Raw genomic sequence first — 21,410 nt, 5'->3', positions numbered from 1 at the left:
CGGGGCATGCCTTTTGATAATGTCCTCATCATTACTATCGTCGCCGCTTTTTTGATCGCCGTACTCATCGGACCACTGTTTATCCCAGTCCTACGACGATTGAAGTTCGGGCAGGCCATTCGCGAAGAGGGGCCGCAGTCGCACCAGAAAAAAGCGGGAACGCCTACGATGGGCGGTACGATCATTCTGCTTGCACTTATCTTTACCGTTCTCAAGTTCGCCAACGCGACCATGGAGGTCTACTTCCTTGTCTTGGTGACGTTTGGCTACGGCTTGATTGGATTTTTAGATGATTTCATTAAGATCAGCAAGAAGCGTAATCTGGGGCTTACCGCCAGACAAAAGTTTCTCGGTCAGATCATCCTGGCGATCGGTGCGTACTATCTGCTGATTCTGATGAAGCACGATACGACCCTGCATTTTCCAGGGACACACTGGAGCTTTGACCTTGGATGGATGTACTTCCCGTTCCTCGTGTTCTTACTCGTCGGTACGACCAATGCGGTCAATATCACAGACGGTCTCGACGGTCTGTTGGCGGGTACAGGCGCAATCGCTTTTGGCGCGTATGCAATCATCGCGTGGATGTCGAGCGACTTGGATACCGCGATCTTCAGTGCTGCGGTAGTCGGCTCCGTGCTGGGGTTCCTCGTGTTCAATGCCCATCCGGCCCGCGTCTTCATGGGAGACACCGGTTCGCTTGCCTTGGGCGGCGCTCTTGCCGGGATTGCGATTTTGACTAAGACCGAACTGCTTCTGGCCATCATCGGCGGCGTGTTCGTGATGGAGACGATCTCTGTCATCATGCAGGTGATTTCATTTAAGACCCGAGGCAAACGAATTTTCCGTATGAGTCCGATTCATCACCATTTTGAATTGACAGGCTGGTCAGAGTGGCGTGTAGTCGTGACCTTCTGGCTGACTGGTATGGTGTTTGCAGGACTCGGCGTATACCTAGAGGTGATGCGTTAATGAAAGCGTATGAGAATAAGCAAGTGGTCGTCTTAGGGTTAGCCAAGAGCGGTGTGGCGGTTGCAAAACTGTTACACCGCTTTGGTGCTATGATCATCGTCAATGACCAAAAACCGCGTGAGCAGGCGACAGGCGTCGAAGAATTAGAAGCATTGGGGATCCAAGTTATCACCGGATACCACCCGGACGATCTGATTCATCCCGGCGTCTCGCTCGTTGTCAAAAATCCGGGGATTCCGTACACGGCCAAGCCTGTAGCCCAAGCCATCGAACTGGGGATTCCGGTCATTACAGAGGTGGAGATCGCGTCACAGCTCTCCAAGGCCCCGCTGATCGGCATCACAGGCTCCAACGGCAAGACCACGACGACCACGCTTGTCGGCTTGATCTTAAAAGAAGCCCAAGTGGATTCGGTGGTCGGAGGCAACATCGGTACCGTGCTGTGCAGTCTCGCGGAAACGATGCGCGAAGACCAATATCTCGTAGCAGAGCTGTCCAGTTTTCAGCTGATGGGGACACAGACCTTCCGTCCGCATATCGGGGCACTGCTCAATCTGTATCAGGCCCATCTCGATTATCACGGCACGATGGATGAGTATCTGGCAGCCAAGCTGAAGCTGTTTGCGAATCAGACCGATCAGGATTATGCGGTGCTGCCATACGATCAGCAGGTGATCAGAGAAGCAACCCAGTCAATTTCAGCGCAAACCTATTTTTTCAGCATCAAACAGGAAGTGCCGCAGGGTACATATGTCCGTGACGGACGCATTGTGTATAAAGATAAGGCTGGCTCGGAATCAGATGTCATGGCTGTTCAAGACGTGGCACTGCCTGGAGAGTTCAATCTGGAGAACGCACTGGCTGCGATTACGATCACACGCCTCGCCGGGGCTGATTTTGCCTCCATGGCGCGTGTCCTGTCCAGCTTCACGGGCGTGGAGCACCGCTTGGAGTATGTGGCTACCATCGACGAAGTGAAGTATTACAACGACTCCAAGGCGACCAACCCAGAAGCTGCTACCAAGGCGATTACCGCGTTTACCACAGAGCCGGTTGTCTTAATCGCAGGGGGACTGGACCGTGGTATTGAGTTTCACGAGCTTGTCCCTGTGTTTGCGAAGCACGTCAAGGCGATCGTCACCTATGGCCAAACCAAGGAGATTTTATGCAAACGGGCAGAGGAAGCAGGAATTACCAACCGAGTGATGGTCGATACTGTGGATAATGCCGTTATCGAAGCATCCAAGCTGGCCCAGTCCGGCGATGTGGTGCTCTTAAGCCCTGCCTGCGCAAGCTGGGATATGTTCCCGTCGTTTGAAGTGCGGGGGAGCATGTTTAAGGACGGCGTGCATAAACTTAGAAACAAGCCTATATAAGTTCGTCCCACGCCGCATAAGCTGGGACGGAGAACGGAAAGGATGGCTTGATCATGAGTAAAGTACGTTCCGCCCCAGATTATGTGATCATCTTCGTTACCCTGCTGCTCTTGGGTATCGGGATCGTGATGGTGTACAGTGCCTCAGCGGTGTTTGCCCATCACAAGTTTGAGGATGCTTATTTTTTCACCAAACGTCAGTTGATCTTCGCAGTCCTTGGGGTCGCCTCGATGTATCTGATGATGAACATTGACTACTGGGTCTGGAAGCGCTGGGCCAAGGTCGGCTTCATCGGCAGTATAGGCCTGTTGATTCTGGTTCTGATCATCGGGAAAGAGGTCAACGGGTCCAAGAGCTGGCTCGGCTTCGGCTCATTCGGGATTCAGCCGGGGGAATTCGCCAAGTTTGGTGTGGCGGCGTTTCTCTCCATGTGGCTGTCGGACAACCAGAAGAAGATCGGTTCGTTCACCAAAGGCTTGGTGCCTGCTCTGGCAATCCCAGCCGTCTGCTTCGCATTGATCATGCTGCAGCCTGACCTGGGTACGGGGACAGTGTTGATGGGTACAGCGGTGCTGATGATCTTTGCCGCAGGGGCGAGGGTGAGTCACTTCGTAGCCCTCGGGATGGTGGGGGTAGCCGGATTCGTCGGACTGATCCTCTCGGCGCCGTACCGGATGGCGCGAATCACCGCGTTTATCGACCCGTGGGAAGATCCGCTCGGCAAAGGCTATCAGATCATCCAGTCGCTTTATGCGATCGGCCCCGGCGGCCTCTTGGGTCTGGGGCTGGGAGAGAGCCGGCAAAAGTTCTCGTACCTGCCTGAGCCATACAATGACTTCATCTTCTCCATCGTAGCAGAGGAGCTGGGCTTCATCGGAGGCACACTGGTCTTGCTCTTGTTCCTGCTGCTCCTGTGGCGCGGGATGCGGGTCGCCATCACCGCTCCGGATCTGTTCGGCAACCTGCTGGCACTCGGAATCATCGGGATGATCGGCATACAGGTGACGATCAATGTCGGGGTTGTGACAGGGATGTTCCCGGTTACAGGGATTACGCTTCCGTTCCTAAGCTACGGCGGTTCATCGCTGACGCTGATGCTGACCGGGGTAGGGATCCTGCTTAATATCTCGCGCTTTGCGAGGTAAAGTAAATCTTTTTTATCGGAAACCACATACGGATGAGGACCGTCTAAAGCCGTGGAGGGCTTTGGGCGGTTCTCGCGTTATCACATACCATTTAGAAAAAGCCGCAACGTTATCATCTTTCAAGTAGGCATCTGTCACGCCGCCTCAGGCACTCGCATAGACTGTGAGCAAACACGTGATAGAAAAAAGCCGAAGTTCGACCTAGCGTTTGTGTCAGGAGGTTCTCTTATGAAACACATTGCAGAAGAGTTATTACAAGCAGGTGTTGGCAAGGTTTGGGTTGACGAACCTCTCGCCCACCATACCACGTGGCGGATTGGAGGTCCTGCTGATCTGTTAATCCAGCCGATTGACAAGGAAAAACTGATATTGGCTGTCCAGACGATCCATCGTCACAAGATTCCCTGGAGTGTAATCGGGCGCGGTTCCAACCTTCTAGTGAGGGATGGAGGGATACGTGGAGCCGTGTTCAAAGTGGCTGAGGGCTTGAGTCACTGTCAATTTGAGGGCGAAGAGGTGTGTGTTGGTGCCGGGTATTCCATGATCCGCCTGACGGTGGAAGCTGGGAAAATGGGATTAACTGGTATGGAGTTTGCGGGAGGCATACCCGGATCTGTCGGGGGAGCCGTCTACATGAATGCTGGTGCACACGGTTCAGATCTTTCACGTATACTAAAAGAAGCCGAAATCCTCTTTGAAGATGGCGAAATCGCAACTATGAACGCGGAAGAACTAGAGTTTAGCTATCGCACGTCGCTTCTCCAAAAGCGCAAGGGTATTGTGCTTGAGGCCACCTTTAGGCTGGAGCGGGGTGATCGCAAACAGATCGCATCCGTGCTTGCAGCCAACAAGGATCGCCGGCGCAGAACACAACCCCTGCAAATGCCATGTGCCGGAAGTGTTTTCCGCAATCCCCCTGGTGATCATGCAGGGCGTTTGATAGAAGCGTGTGGTCTCAAGGGCCACTGTATAGGAGGGGCGCAAATCTCGGAAATGCATGCCAATTTTATCGTCAATCGCGGAGGAGCAACGGCAACCGACGTCCTCACCTTAATTGAGTTTGCGAGAAATACCGTCCGCGAAAGATTCGGTGTGGATCTGCATCCAGAGGTTTTGGTGATGGGCGAGGGGTAACACGGAGGTGAAAGTTTGGAAACTTTTACTATCGAAGGTGGAAAACCTCTGTCCGGAAGTCTGCGAGTCCACGGAGCTAAAAATGCGGCTCTTCCGATTCTTGCCGCCGCTGTATTGGCAGAAGGGCAGTTTCATATCTATGATGTTCCACACTTGAAAGATATCGAAGTGATGTTGAGGATCCTTACTGAGCTTGGTGCCACAACGAGTCACCATGAAGGAGCGGTTTCGCTCGATACTTCATCTATATCCATAACACATGTGCCTGATGACTTGATGGGCCAGATGCGCTCCTCGATTTTCCTGATGGGGCCGCTCTTAGCCCGGCTGGGAGAAGTGACGATCTCGCGCCCTGGCGGTTGTGCCATCGGGGAGAGACGGATCGATTTGCATCTCTCCGGTCTCTCGTCACTCGGAGCATCGATTCATGAATCGGAAGGCTACATCACCTTTAGGGCTGACCGATTGATTGGGAATAACATCTTCCTCACCTTCCCAAGTGTGGGGGCGACTGAAAATATTATGATGGCTGCGGTGCTGGCCAAAGGAACGACCAAAATCCTCAATGCTGCCCGCGAACCAGAGATTGTGGATTTACAGAACTTTTTGAATGCGATGGGAGCACGGATTCGCGGTGCGGGTTCGGATACGATTGAGATCGACGGTGTTGACCGTCTCCGTCCTGTCACCTATCGGGTCATCCCAGACCGCATCGTCACAGGTACCCATCTGTTGGCAGCAGGGCTTACCAATGGACATATCGAATTGACCAATACGATGCCAGAACACCTCACAGCGCTCATCCAATTGGTACAGAGCTGCGGTGTTGAAATCAATACGCACCATGATATAATGGAAATCAAAGCGCACAACCGCTCCAGAGCGATTGAACGCATCATCACCTCGCCGTATCCGGGCTTTCCGACGGATCTGCAGGCGCAGATGATGGTCTTCCTCTCCAAAGCAGAGGGAACCAGTGTGATCAAAGAAACGGTGTTCGAAGGACGTTTCAAGCATGTGAATGAATTGGCGAGGATGGGCGCTTCCATCTATGTCGACTTAGGCTCCGCCTTCATTCGCGGTGTCGATCATCTCCAAGGGACGACAGTGGAAGCTACCGATTTACGCGCAGGAGCTGCACTCGTGTTGGCGGGTCTCGCAGCAGAAGGCACGACCTACGTCGAACAGGTACACCATATCGACCGGGGATATGAACGAATCGAGCGACAACTGCAACAATTGGGAGCCAACATCTCCCGACTTGATCTATAATGTCACTGATGAGAAGCGGCATGCCCATATGCCGCTTTTCCTCACGTTTTCGACCGTTTTTCATGAACCTACCCTTACCAGTTACGGAGGATGACTATGAGTGTTGATGAGCGCATCCCACAGGTGAAGCAAGTCCAGCCGAAGAAGCGAGGAAATAAAAAGCTATTATCTCTTATCCTATTATTTTTCCTGACCGTACTCGGTATTGTCTTCTTCCGTTCCCCTTACAGCAAAGTAAGTGAGATTCAGATCTACGGCAATCAAATCTACAGCAAGGAAGAGATCCTGCAAGCGTCCGGGCTGTACGAGGGCATGCAATTTCTCAATATCTGGGACAACAGCATCCGCGAAAATCTGGCGGTACTGCCAGGAATCGAGCGTGCACAGGTTACGCGTGATTTTCCGGGAATCGTCCGTTTGGAGATCAAGGAGTACCAGCGTGTCGCCTATGTAGCCAAGTCTACCGGTGAGATGCAGCCGCTCTTAGAAGACGGCAAGCTCCTGACTCTTCCGAAAAATAGACAGATCGTAGTGGACAGGCCCATCATCCGTAACTGGAGCAGCAAGGAGCAGCTGAATCTGGCCACGCTGGCACACGCATTGGGCGAGCTGCCGCCGACCATGCTGTCTCAAATCTCAGATCTGTCGCTGAATCCAAGCGCCTTTGACAAGGAGCGCGTGATCCTCTATATGCGTGACGGCAACGAGGTAGAGAGCACCGTCCATCTGCTCAAGGACAAGCTGCCGTGGTATCCGTCGATCGCCAAGGAGATCCCCAAAGGGCAAAAAGGGGTGATCCACCTGTTCGAAAGCTCGTGGTTTAGCACCTATGAAGCAGAACGCGCGGAAAGAGCCTCTCAAGCCGCGCAGAATGCAGCAGAAGCCCAGCAGTTCGGACAGAGTACAGAGACCCGGAGCGACGTGGCAGAGTCAGACGGTCAAGGCACACCGCAAGGCACCGATCCCCCATCTGCCAACACGCAAGAAGCTGCCGACGGCCAAGAGGCGATCACCCCATCTGATGGACAAGCGCAGTCACAGAGCAGCAGTGAAACGCCTGCCACACCAGCAGCGTCGGAACAAAATGAACAGGGGAATTCGTCTGACACCTCCCCAGAAGCACAGACAGAGTCGACATCCAATGCCAACGCCCCGTCTTTCGAGTAAAAACGAGTCATGAAGGGTGAAAACACTCATGCGTATCCGCAAATTTCATTTGTATCTCACATTCGTCATGATCAGCACAGGTTTTCTCATTTCCAACTCAATCGAAATGACCCGCATCAAAAACATCGACCGACGCAGTGAAAACCAATGGCAGCAAGAAGCACAGCTTAACGAACGAATCATCGAAGAGCGGGAGAAAAACCGCAAATTAGAAGAACAGCTGATGAACGCACAACGCCAGACCGCCAAAGTGGAGGAAGCGATGGCCGACCATCAATCCGAGGCTGCAACGGTCTTAAGTGAACTCGAACAGGCCCGAATGCTCGCAGGTCTCGTACAGGTCGAAGGTCCCGGTGTGATCGTCACCATGCGAGACAACCCAAAACCGACGAGCACCAATGTTTCCGCCTATATTGTGCACGAAGGAGACATCTGGAAAGTGGTCAACGAGCTGCTCGCAGCCGGAGCCGAAGGGATCAGTGTCAACGGTCAGCGCCTGGTATCGGGCACGGTGATCCGCTGTGTCGGTCCGACCGTTATCGTCAACGGGGTCAAATCAGCGGCACCGTTTGAGATCACCGCAATCGGCGATCCAGCAGTACTTGAGGGCGCCCTGCATCTTCCCGGAGGCATTTTTGACTGGTTTGAAGGGTTCGTAGAAATCGATGTAACGAAGAAAGATCTCGTTTCATTACCTGCATTTGTGGGGGATAACAAGGGATGAAGAATCTGGTACGCAAGCGCAAAATTACGTTTATTCTAACACTGATAAGTGCTATCATAGGAATTATGCTCGCGACCCAATTGCAAAGCAACCTTACTCCAAAAGTCACAGAGTCACGTAGTATAACAGAACTACGTGGGACCCTATTGAAGGAGCTAGAAAAGAGTAAATCTATCCTAAGTGACATTTCTAAGTATGATCAATTAAACTATCAATATGAGACTGCTCTCAATGACCGTGAAAGTATCGCGGTTATGAAAGAAGAGCTGCAGCGTGCCAAGAAGTTGGCCGGACTGGTTCCGCTGGAAGATCGTGGAATCGTCCTGCGTATTGAAGACAACGACTCAGCGCCCACTCCTGTGGAATATCCGACAGAGAGAGGCAACCTTCCACCATCAGGAGAGTCTTCGGGCGTAGTTCTTGATGACGACCTGCGCTGGCTGGTCAATGAAATGCTTGCCAATGGGGCCAAAGCAATCTCGATTAATGGCAACAGGCTGATTTCTACCAGCTCCATCCGCAATGTCGGTGATGAGATCCAAGTTGATACCAAGACGATTCAACCGCCATATGAGATCAAGGCTCTGGGAGAACCAGAGACACTCATTTCCGGTTTAAAGTTAGAAGGTGTGGAGAACTTCTTCCTGCAGTCTGTCAATAAGCAGATTGTCATGGAGGAGAGGGAACACCTTGTGATTCCAGCGTTTACTGGCGAGAAAACGATCCGCTTCATGACTCCAGTAAAAGCCAAAGGAGATTCCTAGATATGTGGCTTCCTATTGTCGGATTGATTGTGGGGATCGCGGCCGGCTTTTTGCTTGATCTGCGCGTCCCTCAAGAATACACCAGTTATCTGTCCATCGCCTTGCTGGCTGGACTCGATACTATTTTTGGCGGAATCCGTTCCTATCTCGAAGGCATGTTTAACGTCCGTATCTTTATGTCCGGCTTTTTCTTCAACACCTTGTTCGCCGCCGGGCTTGCTTTTTTGGGTGCCTTCTTAGGTATTGATCTTTACATGGCGGCGATTGTCGCATTCGGGGTGCGACTTTTTAACAACCTTGCCGTTATTCGTCGAATTCTCTTGTCCAACTGGCTCAGTCAACGGGATTAGAAGTAATTTTAAAAAAATCATCGTCAGAAAAAAGGGAATGGTTATCCTGTGTGGAATAATTTATGCAGTAGTTCTAGCTTAGCCAAAGCAAAAGATGAACTAGGGGAGGTGTCACTGGTTTGGTAAATCAATCGAATGAACTGATCGTGAGTATCGACATCGGTACCTCCAAAGTCCGGGTTATGATTGGAGAGATCAACAATGGTCAGATCAACATCATCGGCGTGGGTCAAGCTCACTCTGAAGGCATCACTAAAGGTGCGATTGTTGATATCGACCAAACCGTGCATGCGATCCGAGAAGCTGTCGATCATGCAGAACGTATGGTAGGCGTTACCATTGATGATGTATATGTAGGAATAACCGGTAATCATATTGAACTGTTTGAAACCCAAGGCGTCGTAGCCGTATCCAGTGAAGACCGCGAAATCCGCGAAGAAGATATTCAGCGTGTGATGCAGGCGGCGCGCGTCGTGGCGATCCCCCCAGACCGTGAGATTATCGAGGTTGTCCCTAAAGAATTTATCGTGGACGGCGTAGGCAACATCAAAGACCCGCGCGGTATGATCGGTGTCCGCTTGGAGATGGAAGGCATCATTGTAACCGGCGCCAAGACGGTCATTCACAATATTGTACGTTGTATTGAACGGGCAGAGCTGAGAGTAGCTGGCCTGTTTCTCCAGCCGCTGGCGGCAAGCCAAGTAGCTCTTTCCAAAGACGACAAAAATCTGGGTGTCGTGCTGGTTGATATCGGTGCCGGCTCTACGACGATTGCCGTGTTCGAACAGGGACAGCTGGCAGCAAGCTCCACCATCGGTATCGGCGGCGATCATATCACCAACGATATCGCCATTGGACTTCGCACCAATACGGAGACAGCGGAGAAGATCAAGCGCAAGCACGGCTGTGCCTTGATCGACGAAGCCTCCGAAGATGAAAAGTTCAAAGTGACGCGCATCGGCAGTGAGGTGGAGAAGCAATTCACCCAGGTGGACCTCGCTACCATCATCGAACCGCGTGCTGCTGAGGTGTTTAACCTGGTAGAAGATGAGATTCTCCGGCTCGGGTTTCATTCCGATATCGCCGGGGGGTATGTCTTGACCGGGGGAACGGTATGCATGCCAGGGATGGTAGAGCTTGCCAAAGAGGAGCTGAATGCCCCTGTTCGTGTCGCTATTCCTGATTACATAGGCGTTCGCGACCCATCTTATACGACGGGGGTTGGATTGATCCAGTATGCATCCACCCAGCAACCGCAAGAACGCAAAGCCGGACGTCCAAGCCCGGCCAAATCTTCCAGCAAGCCTGTACAGCCACAGAAAAACAAAGAGAATGGCAATTTCATGGAAAAAGTAAAGAATTGGTTTAGCGAATTTATCTAAAACCATGAAAATAAGATCGAGGTTCAGAACGAATACGCCCCCCGTCGTCCAAACAACCACGGGAATGACAGAATGAATGTTTTGAATGAGGAGGACTTTTACGATGTTGGAATTTGATTTAGATATGGAATCTCTCGCCCAGATTAAGGTTATTGGATGTGGCGGCGGTGGTAGTAACGCGGTGAACCGAATGATTGCGGGCGGAGTTCGCGGTGTAGAGTTCATCACAGTGAATACCGACGCACAAGCGCTCCATCTCTCCAGTGCAAATATCAAGCTGCAAATCGGTGAAAAGCTGACCCGTGGTCTCGGCGCAGGTGCCAACCCAGATGTAGGGAAAAAAGCGGCAGAAGAAAGCCGTGAGCTGATCGAAAACGCGCTGCGTGGCTCTGACATGGTATTCGTTACCGCAGGGATGGGTGGCGGTACCGGTACAGGTGCAGCACCAGTCATCGCAGAAATCGCCAAAGAACTCGGCGCCCTCACAGTAGGTGTCGTGACGCGTCCATTCTCTTTTGAAGGCCGCAAGCGTGCGCTTCAAGCAGAACAAGGGATCGCAGCACTTAAAGAAAAAGTAGATACCCTGATCGTCATCCCGAACGACCGTCTCCTTGAGATCGTCGACAAAAACACACCGATGCTCGAAGCATTCCGCGAAGCGGACAACGTGCTTCGCCAGGGTGTACAAGGCATCTCCGACCTGATCGCCGTACCTGGTCTGATCAACTTGGACTTTGCTGACGTAAAAACGATCATGACCGAGCGCGGTTCTGCTCTGATGGGGATTGGTGTAGGCAGCGGTGAAAACCGTGCGGCAGAAGCAGCCCGCCGTGCGATCTCCTCTCCACTTCTGGAGACCTCCATCGACGGTGCACGCGGCGTCCTGATGAATATCACTGGCGGCTCCAACCTGAGTCTCTATGAAGTAAATGAAGCGGCTGATATTGTGTCCTCCGCTGCAGATATCGACGTTAATATGATCTTCGGTGCCGTGATTAACGAAGAGCTGAAAAACGAAATCGTCGTAACCGTAATTGCGACTGGTTTTGAAGACAACCAACGCCAGAATGCGGCAGCACGCCGTCAGGCACAACCACAGCCAGGCGTGGTACGTCCAGCCCAACAAGCGGCTCCTGCCAGCAGCGCGCCTCGTGCACGCGAAGTAGAGGAAGAGCCAACCGTTACGTACTCTTCCAACAGCGGCATGGGTAATCTGGACAATCTAGATATCCCAGCGTTCCTGCGTAACCGCCGCCGTAACAAGAAGTAGAATCGGAACCCAAGAAGATAGGAAGCAACCTTGTTTCTCTCAAAAAAGAGGAATGAGGTTGCTTTTTTCATGGAGAGATATTTTTTGTCAATTTCTTTGTTAATTTAATTAAGTAAGTTGACCAATGAAAAGAATAGGAGTAGAATAATCACAATATATATATCAGCCAGAATCATACATAAATACAATAAAATAGATTGGAGTGTTTGAAGATGAATAAAGGTTCGATTCTTTTGTCCGCCACATCGTTTTTGGTGATGAGCGCTCTTTCTCTTGGCTTCACGCCGGGGGCATCTGTTTACGCAGCAACGGGACAGGCTGTTCTTGCAGGTACGGAGGTGGCAGCAGATGAAGAGACAGGGGCACTCTCCATCGACCCGGCCAGCATCACGGTTGTGAACAATCAGACTGGTGGCGATGACATCATTTTTGCGGACGTACCCCCGCTTACCAAAATCAAGGTGTACGATGCACAAGTGGATGGTTCTGTGATGCTTGAAATCGGGACAGGCTCATATCCGGGCAGCTTGACGATTGCAGAGGTGATCGTCGATGGGATTCCAGAAGGTCTGACACATGTATATGTCACCAAGACGGATGCGGATGGGGTAGAGGGTGCCCCGGTTGCTGTTGAGGTGCCATCTTATGCGGTTCCATCTGTACCGCTCGATGCGAGCCAGTTGAGCATGATGGAGAATCTCAATTATGGTTACTGGCTGGAGGTAAGCAACGTGGCTGACCAGTCGATGATTAAAGTCTATGATTCCGCGGCCGGCGGCAACCTGCTTACCTATGGTCAGATGACCAACGCGTCGTCTACGACTCTTTTCGTTCCACCGCTTGAAGCAGGGACAGCCCATGTGTATGTGAGTGTCAGTACACCGGTTATGGGGGAGAGTGCCCGTATTGCTTTTGCTGTTCCAGCCTCCAACTAGTTCGGGATGTGAATGATTTTATGGCCCGCCCTCACTTCTCATTTCGTTATTTCATATAAATGTTATGACGATAAATTGGACAGAATGGGGGACGAATCGATGGAAAACGCTTTTGAACCGCAGAAACTGAAAGTCCAAGAAGTGAACCTGAATGAAGAGTGGCCGCTGGGAGCCGTGCAAGAGGATGAGGTCTCAGGTGAAGAAACAAACAATAAAGTGGAACAGCTGACCCGCACCGCTGCTGATTTTATGGTGCTCAACATCTTCCGCAAACACGGGGTCACAAAGGATAAGATCAACCGGATTACGAAGGAAGAAAAGCAGGAGCTTCAACAGATGATGCAAAACCTGCAGGATCAGGTGAAGAGCCTTTACGCGACTCCCGCTCCCAAACACGGCACCGTATCCGCAGAAGATACCGCCACCACTCCGGCGAAAAAACGGACAGCAAAATCCAAGTCAAGAATCAAGGCGAGTAGAAGAAGAAACAGTGCGAATAACAAGCGCAATCCAGGTAGATAATTGGCGATTCCGAAAAACTCGTAAAAATCAGCGAATGACGTAAGACATGTATCTATACAGCCCGTCTTCCCTCCTCATAGTCTGTAGTATAACGAAAGGGAGGGATTCACAATGGCAAAGAAAAAAGCGACAACTAAAAGCCAAAAATGGAGTGCTCTGGATCCACAAACTGCGCAAGCTTCCAGCTGCAACCGAGATAACTCAGACGACGAAAATGTAAGACTTGATGCGGAACAAACCGTTGAGACTACGCAGACTTCCAACGAGACGATTCTCGTTCGTGATTCCGTCGGCGTAACCATTCACACAACCGACACTCAGGCAGCTTTGGCGATTCAACTCGCAGTGCAAGCAGCAATCGCAGCGATCATCAGCATCACGATCGCCGATTCCGATGTGGCTGAAGAAGTGACTGCGGACCTGCTCGAGAGCTCTAGCATCACACAGAGCAACCGCCAAGACATCCGCGTAGAGAACTCTCGCGATGTTAATGTCACCACGACAGACACCGATCTCGCAGCCAACATCCAAGTGCTGCTGCAAGTACTCGCAGCGATTATCGCAAAAGTAGACATTCTCTAATAGATGGAAGAAGAACACGAGATGGATTTTCCTCTCGTGTTCTTTTCTATTTTTCAATGATCATTTCTCAACAAAAAAAGGGAAAAAATGCGGTCAAGTTTTGACAGAATTTACATACATATTGAGATATACTGTCTTTGCCAAAGGGGTGAAGGCAGAAGATGGTCGTGTATCTGGATATCATTCTACTCCTGAATTTTGCAATCGATGCCTTGTTGTTGTGGTTCACCGCCTATTTCCGAAAGCTCCACATCAAATGGTGGCGGCTTGCGGTGGCGTCTTTGTTTGGGTCCAGTTATTTGGCGTTTTTCTTTTTACCGTCATTTGCGGGGATGTACCAGACGTTTGTCAAACTGCTGTTTTCCCTGGTTATGCTGTGGATCGCATTTGGCTTTAGGCGATGGCTGAGTTTTTTGCAGGATCTGTGCATTTTTTATTTCGTCGCCTTTGTGTTTGGCGGTGGTGTATTCGGCCTTCAATACATGCTGTCGACGCAAAATGAGATCGTCAACGGAATCATCGTCACGCACAATGATGGTTTTGGGGTTGGCACCAAGCCGACCTTGATCATCCTCGCTGCAGGGTTTGCGTTCGTCTATGTGCTCTCCCGCAAAAGTTACCAAGCGATTCAAGAACCGCGCAAGATCGAAGCATTTCTGGTCGAGATGGTGGTCAAGGTGGCTGGCGAGAGTGTGCTTTGCCGAGGTTTGGTGGATACGGGCAACCAACTGCATGAGCCGATCACAAGGACTCCGGTGACGGTGATGGAAGCTCATCTGTTTGCCCATGTCATACCCCCGCCGATTCTTGCGATTGCCCGAGACGATGTGGACAAACTCAGCAAGCTGGAGAGTCTGATGGAGACCGCTCCTGCCGAATGGCAATCGCGTATTCGCCTGATCCCTTTTCGCAGCGTGTCACGGGGGATGGACTTCCTCGTCGCGTTTAAGCCTGATTCGGTCACTGTCATCCAAGACGGTTGCCGCTATCATAATGAGAAAGTTCTGATTGGGTTAAATCCAATCGCACTTAGCTCAGATGGACGTTATCAGGCCATTGTACACCCAGCGATGCTCCAAGCCGATGCGGTCGTGGAGCCAAACCAATCTTTTGAACAGGAGGGCTAGAGCATGTATGTAAAATTTCGCCTGTATGTCCAGTTGTTCTGGTATCGAATTCTGCTCTTAATCGGAGTAAAAGCCGATGAAATTTATTACATCGGTGGCAGTGAAGCATTGCCGCCACCACTCACACGCGAAGAGGAAGAAATCCTGCTGGCCCGACTGCCCTCTGGAGATGGAGCCGTGCGCAGCGTCCTGATCGAACGCAACCTGCGCCTCGTGGTGTATATCGCCCGCAAGTTTGAAAATACGGGCATCAACATCGAGGATCTGGTCAGTATCGGCACCATCGGGCTGATCAAAGCCGTCAACACGTTTGACCCAGAGAAAAACATCAAGTTGGCTACCTACGCATCGCGCTGTATCGAAAATGAAATCCTGATGTATCTGCGCCGCAATAATAAAATCCGCTCAGAGGTCTCCTTCGACGAACCGCTCAACATCGACTGGGACGGCAACGAGCTGCTGCTCTCCGACGTGCTTGGGACCGAAAATGATACGATCTACAAAAACATCGAAGACCAAGTAGACCGCAAGCTTTTGAAAAAAGCGCTTGATAAACTCTCTGAGCGCGAACGTACGATCATGGAGCTACGCTTCGGCTTATCCGGTGAGGAAGAAAAGACCCAGAAGGATGTCGCTGATCTTTTGGGTATCTCTCAATCGTACATCTCGCGTCTTGAAAAACGAATTATTAAACGACTTCGAAAAGAATTCAATAAAATGGTGTAACGCATAATTCTTCCTTCGGAGGGGATACTGTTCCTAAACCAGTACCAGAAAGTGGTTGACTTGGGATAGGAACTTTCTTTTTCTCTGAGGAGGGAATGGCGTGTCACGCAACAAGGTAGAGATCTGTGGAGTAGACACTTCAAAGCTTCCCGTATTAACGAACAAAGAAATGAGGGAGCTCTTCGAAAGATTGCAAAGCGGTGAACACGCCGCGCGTGAGAAGCTGGTCAATGGCAACCTGCGTCTCGTCCTGAGTGTGATCCAGCGCTTTAACAATCGAGGGGAGTACGTCGACGATCTATTCCAAGTAGGTTGTATCGGCTTGATGAAGGCCATCGACAATTTTGATCTGGGACAAAACGTTAAGTTCTCCACTTACGCTGTACCGATGATCATAGGCGAAATTCGCCGTTATCTGCGTGATAACAACCCCATCCGGGTATCGCGCTCGCTTCGGGATATCGCGTACAAAGCCCTGCAGGTACGCGACAACCTCACCAACAAGCATTCCCGCGAACCCACCATCACCGAGATCTCTGAAGAGCTGAATGTACCAAAAGAAGATGTGGTATTCGCCCTAGATGCGATTCAAGACCCGGTTTCCCTGTTCGAGCCGATCTATCAGGACGGCGGCGATCCAATCTATGTCATGGATCAGATCAGCGACGAAAAGAACAAGGATATCTTCTGGGTGGAGGAGATCGCACTGCGCGAAGGCATGCAGCGTCTCGGTGAGCGGGAAAAGATGATTTTGTCGATGCGTTTTTATGAGGGCAAGACCCAGATGGAAGTAGCGGAAGAGATTGGCATATCACAAGCCCAAGTGTCGCGTCTGGAAAAAGCGGCCATATCGCATATGCAAAAGCACGTGCAATCATAGGGTATATATCAGTTATCGATCCTCAAACAACGGTTTGGGGATTTTTTTTGTGCGGTCAAAATGGGATTGGTAAGGGATGAATTGTTGTAAGTGCCATAAGACAAGTGAACAGGAGAATCAATTTGCTGCGAATATAATGCCACTATGTCAAAGAAGGAGTTGATTCTCTATGCCAATAAGAAATGTTCGACTTACTCTCTGGACAGGTGCTAACTTTACCGGGAGAAGAAGACGTTTTAGACGCAGAGGTGTAGCCGTACGGAATGCCGTGGCCATTAACTTCAACAATGTTTTGACAAGTTTTACTCTTCGTGGCAATACTGATTTTGTTACCTTGGTATTGTTCTCAGGAACAAACTATCAAGGAAATGTCAGAGTATTCCGTGGTAGAACAAGTGTAAGCAATCTGGCCAATCTTGGTTTCAACAACGTGATGTCTTCTTTTATCTTGGTGACCAGAGTATTGAGTGACATCGAAATTGCCGCCATCCAATTAACGCGCCGTGCACCCGCAGGCGTTGTTGAAATTAACACGTAGTATAGAGGGAAGGGGACTTGAATGTCCTCTTCTTTTTTCGTGGGTTTTGTTATGTTGGTTCGTCTTTCATTCTTTATTCCTTTTCAGTTCGCTGACAGGCAAAGCTGTCTGGGGCAGACGAAGGCTTCCGAGCTGTAAGCCTCTTTTGCAACCTCACTCAGCGGAGGAAAAAACAAAAGTGCCAGCCTCTTCGAGTCTGCTAAAGGGCAAACCCCATCGCACGAATCCGCTTCTGTGAACCCTTTTTGCCCTGTCGTAACTTTTGTTTTTTCTGTAGCGGACAGTCCATGCTCCCCTTGCGGGTTGCAAAGAAGGCGAACGGATCGGAAGCCTTCGGCTCCCCCACTGTACAATTGCCTGTCAATTATCCCCCCACGTCCACATATACATAAAACGAGGAAAGTGGGTGATCAAACGCGTATGGTAAAAATCTCTGATTTCCAAACTAAAGAGGTCGTCAACATTCTGGACGGCAAACGCCTCGGCCTCATCTCAGACTTAGAAATCGATCTGCGCCACGGACGCGTCGAAGCGATCGTCGTCCCTGGGCAGGGCAAGTTCTTGGGATTGTTCGGCGGTGGAGCCAACGAATATGTGATTCCGTGGCGCAACATCGTAAAAATCGGGAAAGATGTTGTATTGGTTCGACTGGAAGAGGCACTTAAAATAGAGGCGAAACAGCAACAAGAAGGGGAATACAGATAAAACCTTGCGGCAAGGGGTAAAAACCCAGTAAGATGAAGGTATGCCCAAATGGAGAGGAGAATGAACCCATGGAAGCTTTTGCAATTCATCAGGATACCCATACGCTCCATCTCACAGAATGGGAACGACATAATCCACACCTTCTTGCTGGGTTTACTTTGCGCACAGGTGGAGAAAGCCAAGCGCCCTACACAGGCCAGAATATGGGTCTTCACGTAGGCGACATACCGCAGGCGGTGGTGTCGAACCGGCGTCAATTAAGCGAGCGTTTAGGATTCCCTTTTGATGCATTTACCTGTGGAGATCAGGTGCATGGCATCACTGTACAGCGTGTAACCGCTGATTCACGTGGGGCAGGCCGGGCCAGCCTTGATGATGTTGTTGCTTGTACAGATGGTTTACATACGAATGAGCCGGGAGTTCTGCTAGCTTCCTTTTATGCCGATTGTGTGCCGTTGTTTTTCTTAGACAAAGGGAGGAAAGCGGTGGGTGTAGCACATGCCGGCTGGAAAGGAACTGTGGGTCGAATTTCCGGGGAAATGATCGAAGCGTTTCATAAGGAATATAGTAGTAAGCCTGAAGACCTATTAATAGCGATTGGTCCATCGATTGGGGTCTGCTGCTATGAAGTGGATGACCGGATTATTGATGAAGTGCGCAAATCCACCGGTCACTGGGAACAGGCCGTAACAGCTAAGCAGAACGGCAAGTATATGCTCGATCTGCCACTGTTAAACCAGCTGATCTTCAGCGATTTTGGCATCAAGCCAGAACAGATCACCCGCACAGGCTATTGTACCGGGTGCAGAACCGACCTGTTTTTCTCCCATCGAAAAGAAGGCGGAAAAACGGGACGCATGGCCTCATTTATCGGATGGAGGGAGTAACAGACACATATGACGACATACCAAGAGATGATTCAATCCAAGCTGACAGACCTGAACCAAAAGATCGAAGCGGCCTGCGCGCGCAGTGGCCGTGATCCCCAAGAGGTCAAAATCGTTGCGGTGACGAAATATGTAGATGCAGATGCAGTCGGACAGATTCTCGATGCAGGTGTTACACACATCGGGGAAAACCGCGTCCAAGACGGTGTACCGAAGTATGAAGCGCATGGGGACAAGGGCGTTTGGCATTTTATCGGTCATCTGCAAACCAACAAGGTCAAGGATGTAGTCGGGCGGTTCACCTACATCCATTCGTTGGACAGACTTTCACTCGCAGAAGCGATCAACAAGCGGGCAGAAGCTCTTGACATCATCGTGCCCTGCTTCCTGCAGATTAATATCTCTGGGGAAGAGACAAAATTTGGTCTTGATCCTAATGACATATTGGCATTTGTGGAAGCATGCAGTAATATGAAACATATAAGGATAGCTGGATGTATGACCATGGCACCTGTCGTGGATGATCCAGAAGAGGCAAGGCCTGTTTTTCGCGGTCTTCGGGAATGGCAAAAGCGCTTACAGGCGTTGAATCTGCCGAATGTAACCGTCGAAGAGCTTTCCATGGGCATGTCCGGTGATTTTGAAGTGGCGATTGAAGAAGGTGCGACCTTTATCCGATTGGGTTCTATTTTGGTGAAACCATAGTAATCGTGTAAAAATACATCGAAAGGAGGAGAAATCATGGGAGTGATGAATCGGCTCATGAACTTCTTCGGGCTTGAGAGTGAAGAGTACGTGGAAGAAGTCATGGAAGACGAGCAGCATGAGGGCGAAGACGAAATGATTCAACCGAAAAAACAGCGTGCCAACAACGTGGTCAGCCTGCATGCGGCGCGCGAACGGGAGGGAATCCGCTTGATGCTGTTTGAACCGCGTCATTACAGTGACGCACAGGATATCGCGGATAATCTGCGCCACCGCCGTCCGGTTGTGGTGAATCTGCAGCGCGTGGAAAAGGATCAAGCCAAGCGCATCGTCGATTTTCTGAGCGGTACGGTGTATGCGCTCAATGGTGATATCCAAAAGGTGGGGGACCATATTTTTGTCTGCACCCCAGATCATGTTGACATCCAAGGAACGATTTCTAGTGTCATTGGTGAAGAATAATCGGGTGTGCCCCTAAAATCGAGGTGAAAGAATGATTGCAGCATCGATTTATACTGTTATCAGCTTTGCATTTACCATCTACCGTTATATGGTGATCGCTTACATACTGATGTCTTGGGTTCCACAAATGCGTGATACGCCGATCGGACAGCTTCTCGAACGTCTGGTGGAGCCGTTCTTAGCTCCATTCCGCCGGATTATTCCACCGCTTGGAATGATCGACCTGTCCCCGATTGTGGCTATTTTTGCGCTGTATTTTGCAGAGAGCGGCGTAGCTTACCTGCTGCGTATGTTACCGTTTTAATCCCTACCATAAAAGATTGTGTGTCGAGGACATAGCCGATGAGCATCTACAATCATTTTCGAAAAGAAGAGCTTCCTTTTGTCGAGCGGGCGCTGGAAATGCTGACGCAGGTAGAGCGGAAGCAGTCCATGCGCCTGACTGATTTTCTCGATCCGAGGCAGTATGAGATCATTCAGAGCCTGCATACACAAGTGTCCGATGTGGCGGTGCATTCGTTTGGCGGGTATGAGGGAGCGGAGCGCAAGCGTGTCCTGATTACCCCAAGCTACATCCAGCCGGAGTTGGCCGATTACCAACTGACACTGATCCAAATCAAAGGCAACCAACGTTTCGTCCAATTGGAGCATCGGGACGTGATGGGGGCTTTGTTGCATATCGGGCTCAAGCGGGAAAAATTCGGTGATATCCTGCTCCATGACGGGGAATGCCAGGCGATTGTGGCAAGTGAGATCGTCGGCTTCGTCAATATGCAGGTGACCCAGATTCACCGGATACCTGTCCAGATCAAGGAAGTGCCGTTTGACCAGATCCTGTCTGTGGAAAGACAGCTCAGAGAAAAAACGGTCACTGTCGCTTCCCCGCGTGTCGATGCAGTGGTGGGCGAAGTGTGCAACTTATCGCGTGCCAAAGCATTGGTGCCGATTCGGGCCGGACGTCTCAAGGTCAATTTCAAGGTGGTGGACGACCCGTCTTATCAGGTCAAGGAGGGAGACATGATCTCTCTGCAAGGCTTTGGCCGTTTTGAGGTGTTGGAGGTGACAGGGCCGACCCGCAGTGGACGATTGCGTATGATGGTTGGCGTCTATACTGGTTAAACTATGGAGGAGCAGACAGACGTTCTGTCAGGCCAGTTTGAACAATTGTCACACAAATCAGCAAAAATTTTGCAAAAAACGGCAGGAATCATCATATGCTCTGTCGAAATAAAGCATCAACGACAAACGATAACGGATGAAGTGGGGTGTTCATGTGCCATTAACGCCATTGGATATACATAATAAGGAGTTTAGCACGGCATTCCGCGGCTATAACGTGGATGAAGTGAACGAGTTTCTTGATCAGATCATCAAGGACTTTGAGATTTTGATCAAAGAAAAGAAAGAACTGGAAGACCGTCTGGGCATGCTCAATGAGCGTCTCGACCATTACAAGACCATGGAAGAGAACCTCAGTAAATCCATCCTGGTGGCACAAGAGACCGCCGAAGATGTGAAGAACAATGCACGCAAAGAAGCACAGCTGATCCTCAAGGAAGCAGAGAAGAATGCAGACCGCATCGTCAATGAGTCCTTGGCGAAGTCCCGCAAAGTGGCGATTGAGATCGAGGAGCTCAAAAAACGTGCTTCCGTTTACCGTATGCGTTTCCGTACGTTGCTCGAAGCACAGATGGAGATGCTGGAGAACGGTGACTGGCAAGACCTTGAAAAAGCGGATTCAGCGATTAGCTTAGAGAACCTGTAATTACACGTATGTTGAAGAGA

Annotated in this window: 25 protein-coding genes; all 25 read left to right on the top strand. The window is 50.6% G+C overall.

Translation table 11 applies throughout. The features are described from left to right. Positions 1-6 precede the first annotated feature (6 nt). The 25 genes from mraY to FGI41_RS09750 all read left to right on the top strand — a co-directional run bounded on the left by mraY (position 7) and on the right by FGI41_RS09750 (position 21,390). Positions 7-972 (top strand): phospho-N-acetylmuramoyl-pentapeptide-transferase, encoded by a 966-nt coding sequence (gene mraY, locus FGI41_RS09870; protein ID WP_139489956.1) that lies wholly within the window; start codon positions 7-9, stop codon positions 970-972. Beyond that, positions 972-2,348 (top strand): UDP-N-acetylmuramoyl-L-alanine--D-glutamate ligase, encoded by a 1,377-nt coding sequence (gene murD / locus FGI41_RS09865; RefSeq protein ID WP_139489955.1) that lies wholly within the window; start codon positions 972-974, stop codon positions 2,346-2,348. Before mraY ends, murD begins: the two co-directional genes overlap by 1 nt. A gap of 53 nt (positions 2,349-2,401) precedes the next feature. Next, positions 2,402-3,493 (top strand): stage V sporulation protein E, encoded by a 1,092-nt coding sequence (spoVE, locus tag FGI41_RS09860; protein WP_139489954.1) that lies wholly within the window; start codon positions 2,402-2,404, stop codon positions 3,491-3,493. A gap of 228 nt (positions 3,494-3,721) precedes the next feature. Beyond that, a complete protein-coding gene (gene murB / locus FGI41_RS09855) occupies positions 3,722-4,627 on the top strand; it encodes a UDP-N-acetylmuramate dehydrogenase (RefSeq protein ID WP_139489953.1) in 906 nt (301 codons plus the stop codon). Between the two features lie 15 nt (positions 4,628-4,642). Further along, a complete protein-coding gene (gene murA / locus FGI41_RS09850) occupies positions 4,643-5,899 on the top strand; it encodes a UDP-N-acetylglucosamine 1-carboxyvinyltransferase (RefSeq protein ID WP_139489952.1) in 1,257 nt (418 codons plus the stop codon). A 96-nt stretch (positions 5,900-5,995) separates the two neighbouring features. After that, positions 5,996-7,066, top strand: coding sequence for a cell division protein FtsQ/DivIB (locus FGI41_RS09845; RefSeq protein WP_139489951.1), 1,071 nt, complete (start codon positions 5,996-5,998; stop codon positions 7,064-7,066). A 28-nt stretch (positions 7,067-7,094) separates the two neighbouring features. Beyond that, positions 7,095-7,790 carry a DUF881 domain-containing protein gene (locus tag FGI41_RS09840; RefSeq protein ID WP_139489950.1) on the top strand — a complete coding sequence of 232 codons (696 nt, stop codon included), beginning with the start codon at positions 7,095-7,097 and terminating at the stop codon, positions 7,788-7,790. 146 nt (positions 7,791-7,936) lie between these two features. Then, complete coding sequence (locus tag FGI41_RS09835; RefSeq protein WP_255298410.1) at positions 7,937-8,554, top strand: DUF881 domain-containing protein; 618 nt, start codon at positions 7,937-7,939, stop codon at positions 8,552-8,554. A gap of 2 nt (positions 8,555-8,556) precedes the next feature. Beyond that, on the top strand, positions 8,557-8,904 hold the full coding sequence (locus FGI41_RS09830) for a small basic family protein (protein ID WP_139489948.1): 348 nt from the start codon (positions 8,557-8,559) through the stop codon (positions 8,902-8,904). 119 nt (positions 8,905-9,023) lie between these two features. Further along, positions 9,024-10,286, top strand: coding sequence for a cell division protein FtsA (gene ftsA, locus FGI41_RS09825; protein ID WP_139489947.1), 1,263 nt, complete (start codon positions 9,024-9,026; stop codon positions 10,284-10,286). A 103-nt stretch (positions 10,287-10,389) separates the two neighbouring features. Beyond that, on the top strand, positions 10,390-11,556 hold the full coding sequence (ftsZ, locus tag FGI41_RS09820; RefSeq protein WP_139489946.1) for a cell division protein FtsZ: 1,167 nt from the start codon (positions 10,390-10,392) through the stop codon (positions 11,554-11,556). Between the two features lie 212 nt (positions 11,557-11,768). Continuing rightward, a complete protein-coding gene (locus FGI41_RS09815; RefSeq protein WP_139489945.1) occupies positions 11,769-12,491 on the top strand; it encodes a hypothetical protein in 723 nt (240 codons plus the stop codon). Between the two features lie 99 nt (positions 12,492-12,590). Continuing rightward, positions 12,591-13,013 (top strand): hypothetical protein, encoded by a 423-nt coding sequence (locus tag FGI41_RS09810; RefSeq protein WP_139489944.1) that lies wholly within the window; start codon positions 12,591-12,593, stop codon positions 13,011-13,013. A gap of 111 nt (positions 13,014-13,124) precedes the next feature. After that, the gene (locus FGI41_RS09805) at positions 13,125-13,595 is read left to right on the top strand and encodes a spore coat protein (RefSeq protein ID WP_139489943.1); all 471 of its coding nucleotides are present in this window, start codon (positions 13,125-13,127) and stop codon (positions 13,593-13,595) included. A gap of 161 nt (positions 13,596-13,756) precedes the next feature. After that, a complete protein-coding gene (spoIIGA, locus tag FGI41_RS09800) occupies positions 13,757-14,722 on the top strand; it encodes a sigma-E processing peptidase SpoIIGA (protein ID WP_139489942.1) in 966 nt (321 codons plus the stop codon). Between the two features lie 3 nt (positions 14,723-14,725). Then, positions 14,726-15,448 (top strand): RNA polymerase sporulation sigma factor SigE, encoded by a 723-nt coding sequence (sigE, locus tag FGI41_RS09795; protein WP_139489941.1) that lies wholly within the window; start codon positions 14,726-14,728, stop codon positions 15,446-15,448. A gap of 100 nt (positions 15,449-15,548) precedes the next feature. Then, positions 15,549-16,328, top strand: coding sequence for an RNA polymerase sporulation sigma factor SigG (sigG, locus tag FGI41_RS09790; RefSeq protein WP_139489940.1), 780 nt, complete (start codon positions 15,549-15,551; stop codon positions 16,326-16,328). A gap of 169 nt (positions 16,329-16,497) precedes the next feature. Next, on the top strand, positions 16,498-16,866 hold the full coding sequence (locus tag FGI41_RS09785; protein WP_139489939.1) for a hypothetical protein: 369 nt from the start codon (positions 16,498-16,500) through the stop codon (positions 16,864-16,866). Between the two features lie 420 nt (positions 16,867-17,286). Next, entirely contained in the window at positions 17,287-17,571 is a 285-nt protein-coding gene (locus tag FGI41_RS09780) for a PRC-barrel domain-containing protein (protein ID WP_139489938.1), read from the top strand. A gap of 68 nt (positions 17,572-17,639) precedes the next feature. Continuing rightward, positions 17,640-18,458 carry a peptidoglycan editing factor PgeF gene (gene pgeF / locus FGI41_RS09775; RefSeq protein WP_139489937.1) on the top strand — a complete coding sequence of 273 codons (819 nt, stop codon included), beginning with the start codon at positions 17,640-17,642 and terminating at the stop codon, positions 18,456-18,458. A gap of 9 nt (positions 18,459-18,467) precedes the next feature. Continuing rightward, positions 18,468-19,163, top strand: a complete 696-nt coding sequence (locus FGI41_RS09770) for a YggS family pyridoxal phosphate-dependent enzyme (protein WP_139489936.1) — start codon at positions 18,468-18,470, stop codon at positions 19,161-19,163. A 36-nt stretch (positions 19,164-19,199) separates the two neighbouring features. Continuing rightward, on the top strand, positions 19,200-19,625 hold the full coding sequence (locus FGI41_RS09765) for a cell division protein SepF (RefSeq protein WP_139489935.1): 426 nt from the start codon (positions 19,200-19,202) through the stop codon (positions 19,623-19,625). A 31-nt stretch (positions 19,626-19,656) separates the two neighbouring features. Further along, the gene (locus FGI41_RS09760) at positions 19,657-19,929 is read left to right on the top strand and encodes a YggT family protein (protein ID WP_139489934.1); all 273 of its coding nucleotides are present in this window, start codon (positions 19,657-19,659) and stop codon (positions 19,927-19,929) included. Positions 19,930-19,967: 38 nt separating this feature from the next. Continuing rightward, positions 19,968-20,744, top strand: coding sequence for a YlmH family RNA-binding protein (locus FGI41_RS09755; protein ID WP_139489933.1), 777 nt, complete (start codon positions 19,968-19,970; stop codon positions 20,742-20,744). 154 nt (positions 20,745-20,898) lie between these two features. After that, positions 20,899-21,390: a DivIVA domain-containing protein gene (locus FGI41_RS09750; protein WP_139489932.1), complete on the top strand. Its 492-nt coding sequence runs from the start codon at positions 20,899-20,901 to the stop codon at positions 21,388-21,390. The last annotated feature ends 20 nt before the right edge of the window (positions 21,391-21,410 follow it).

Source organism: Brevibacillus dissolubilis (assembly GCF_006170445.1).
GTDB classification, from domain to species: Bacteria; Bacillota; Bacilli; order Brevibacillales; family Brevibacillaceae; genus Brevibacillus_B; species Brevibacillus_B dissolubilis.
This window is presented reverse-complemented; position numbering and strand designations above follow the sequence as displayed.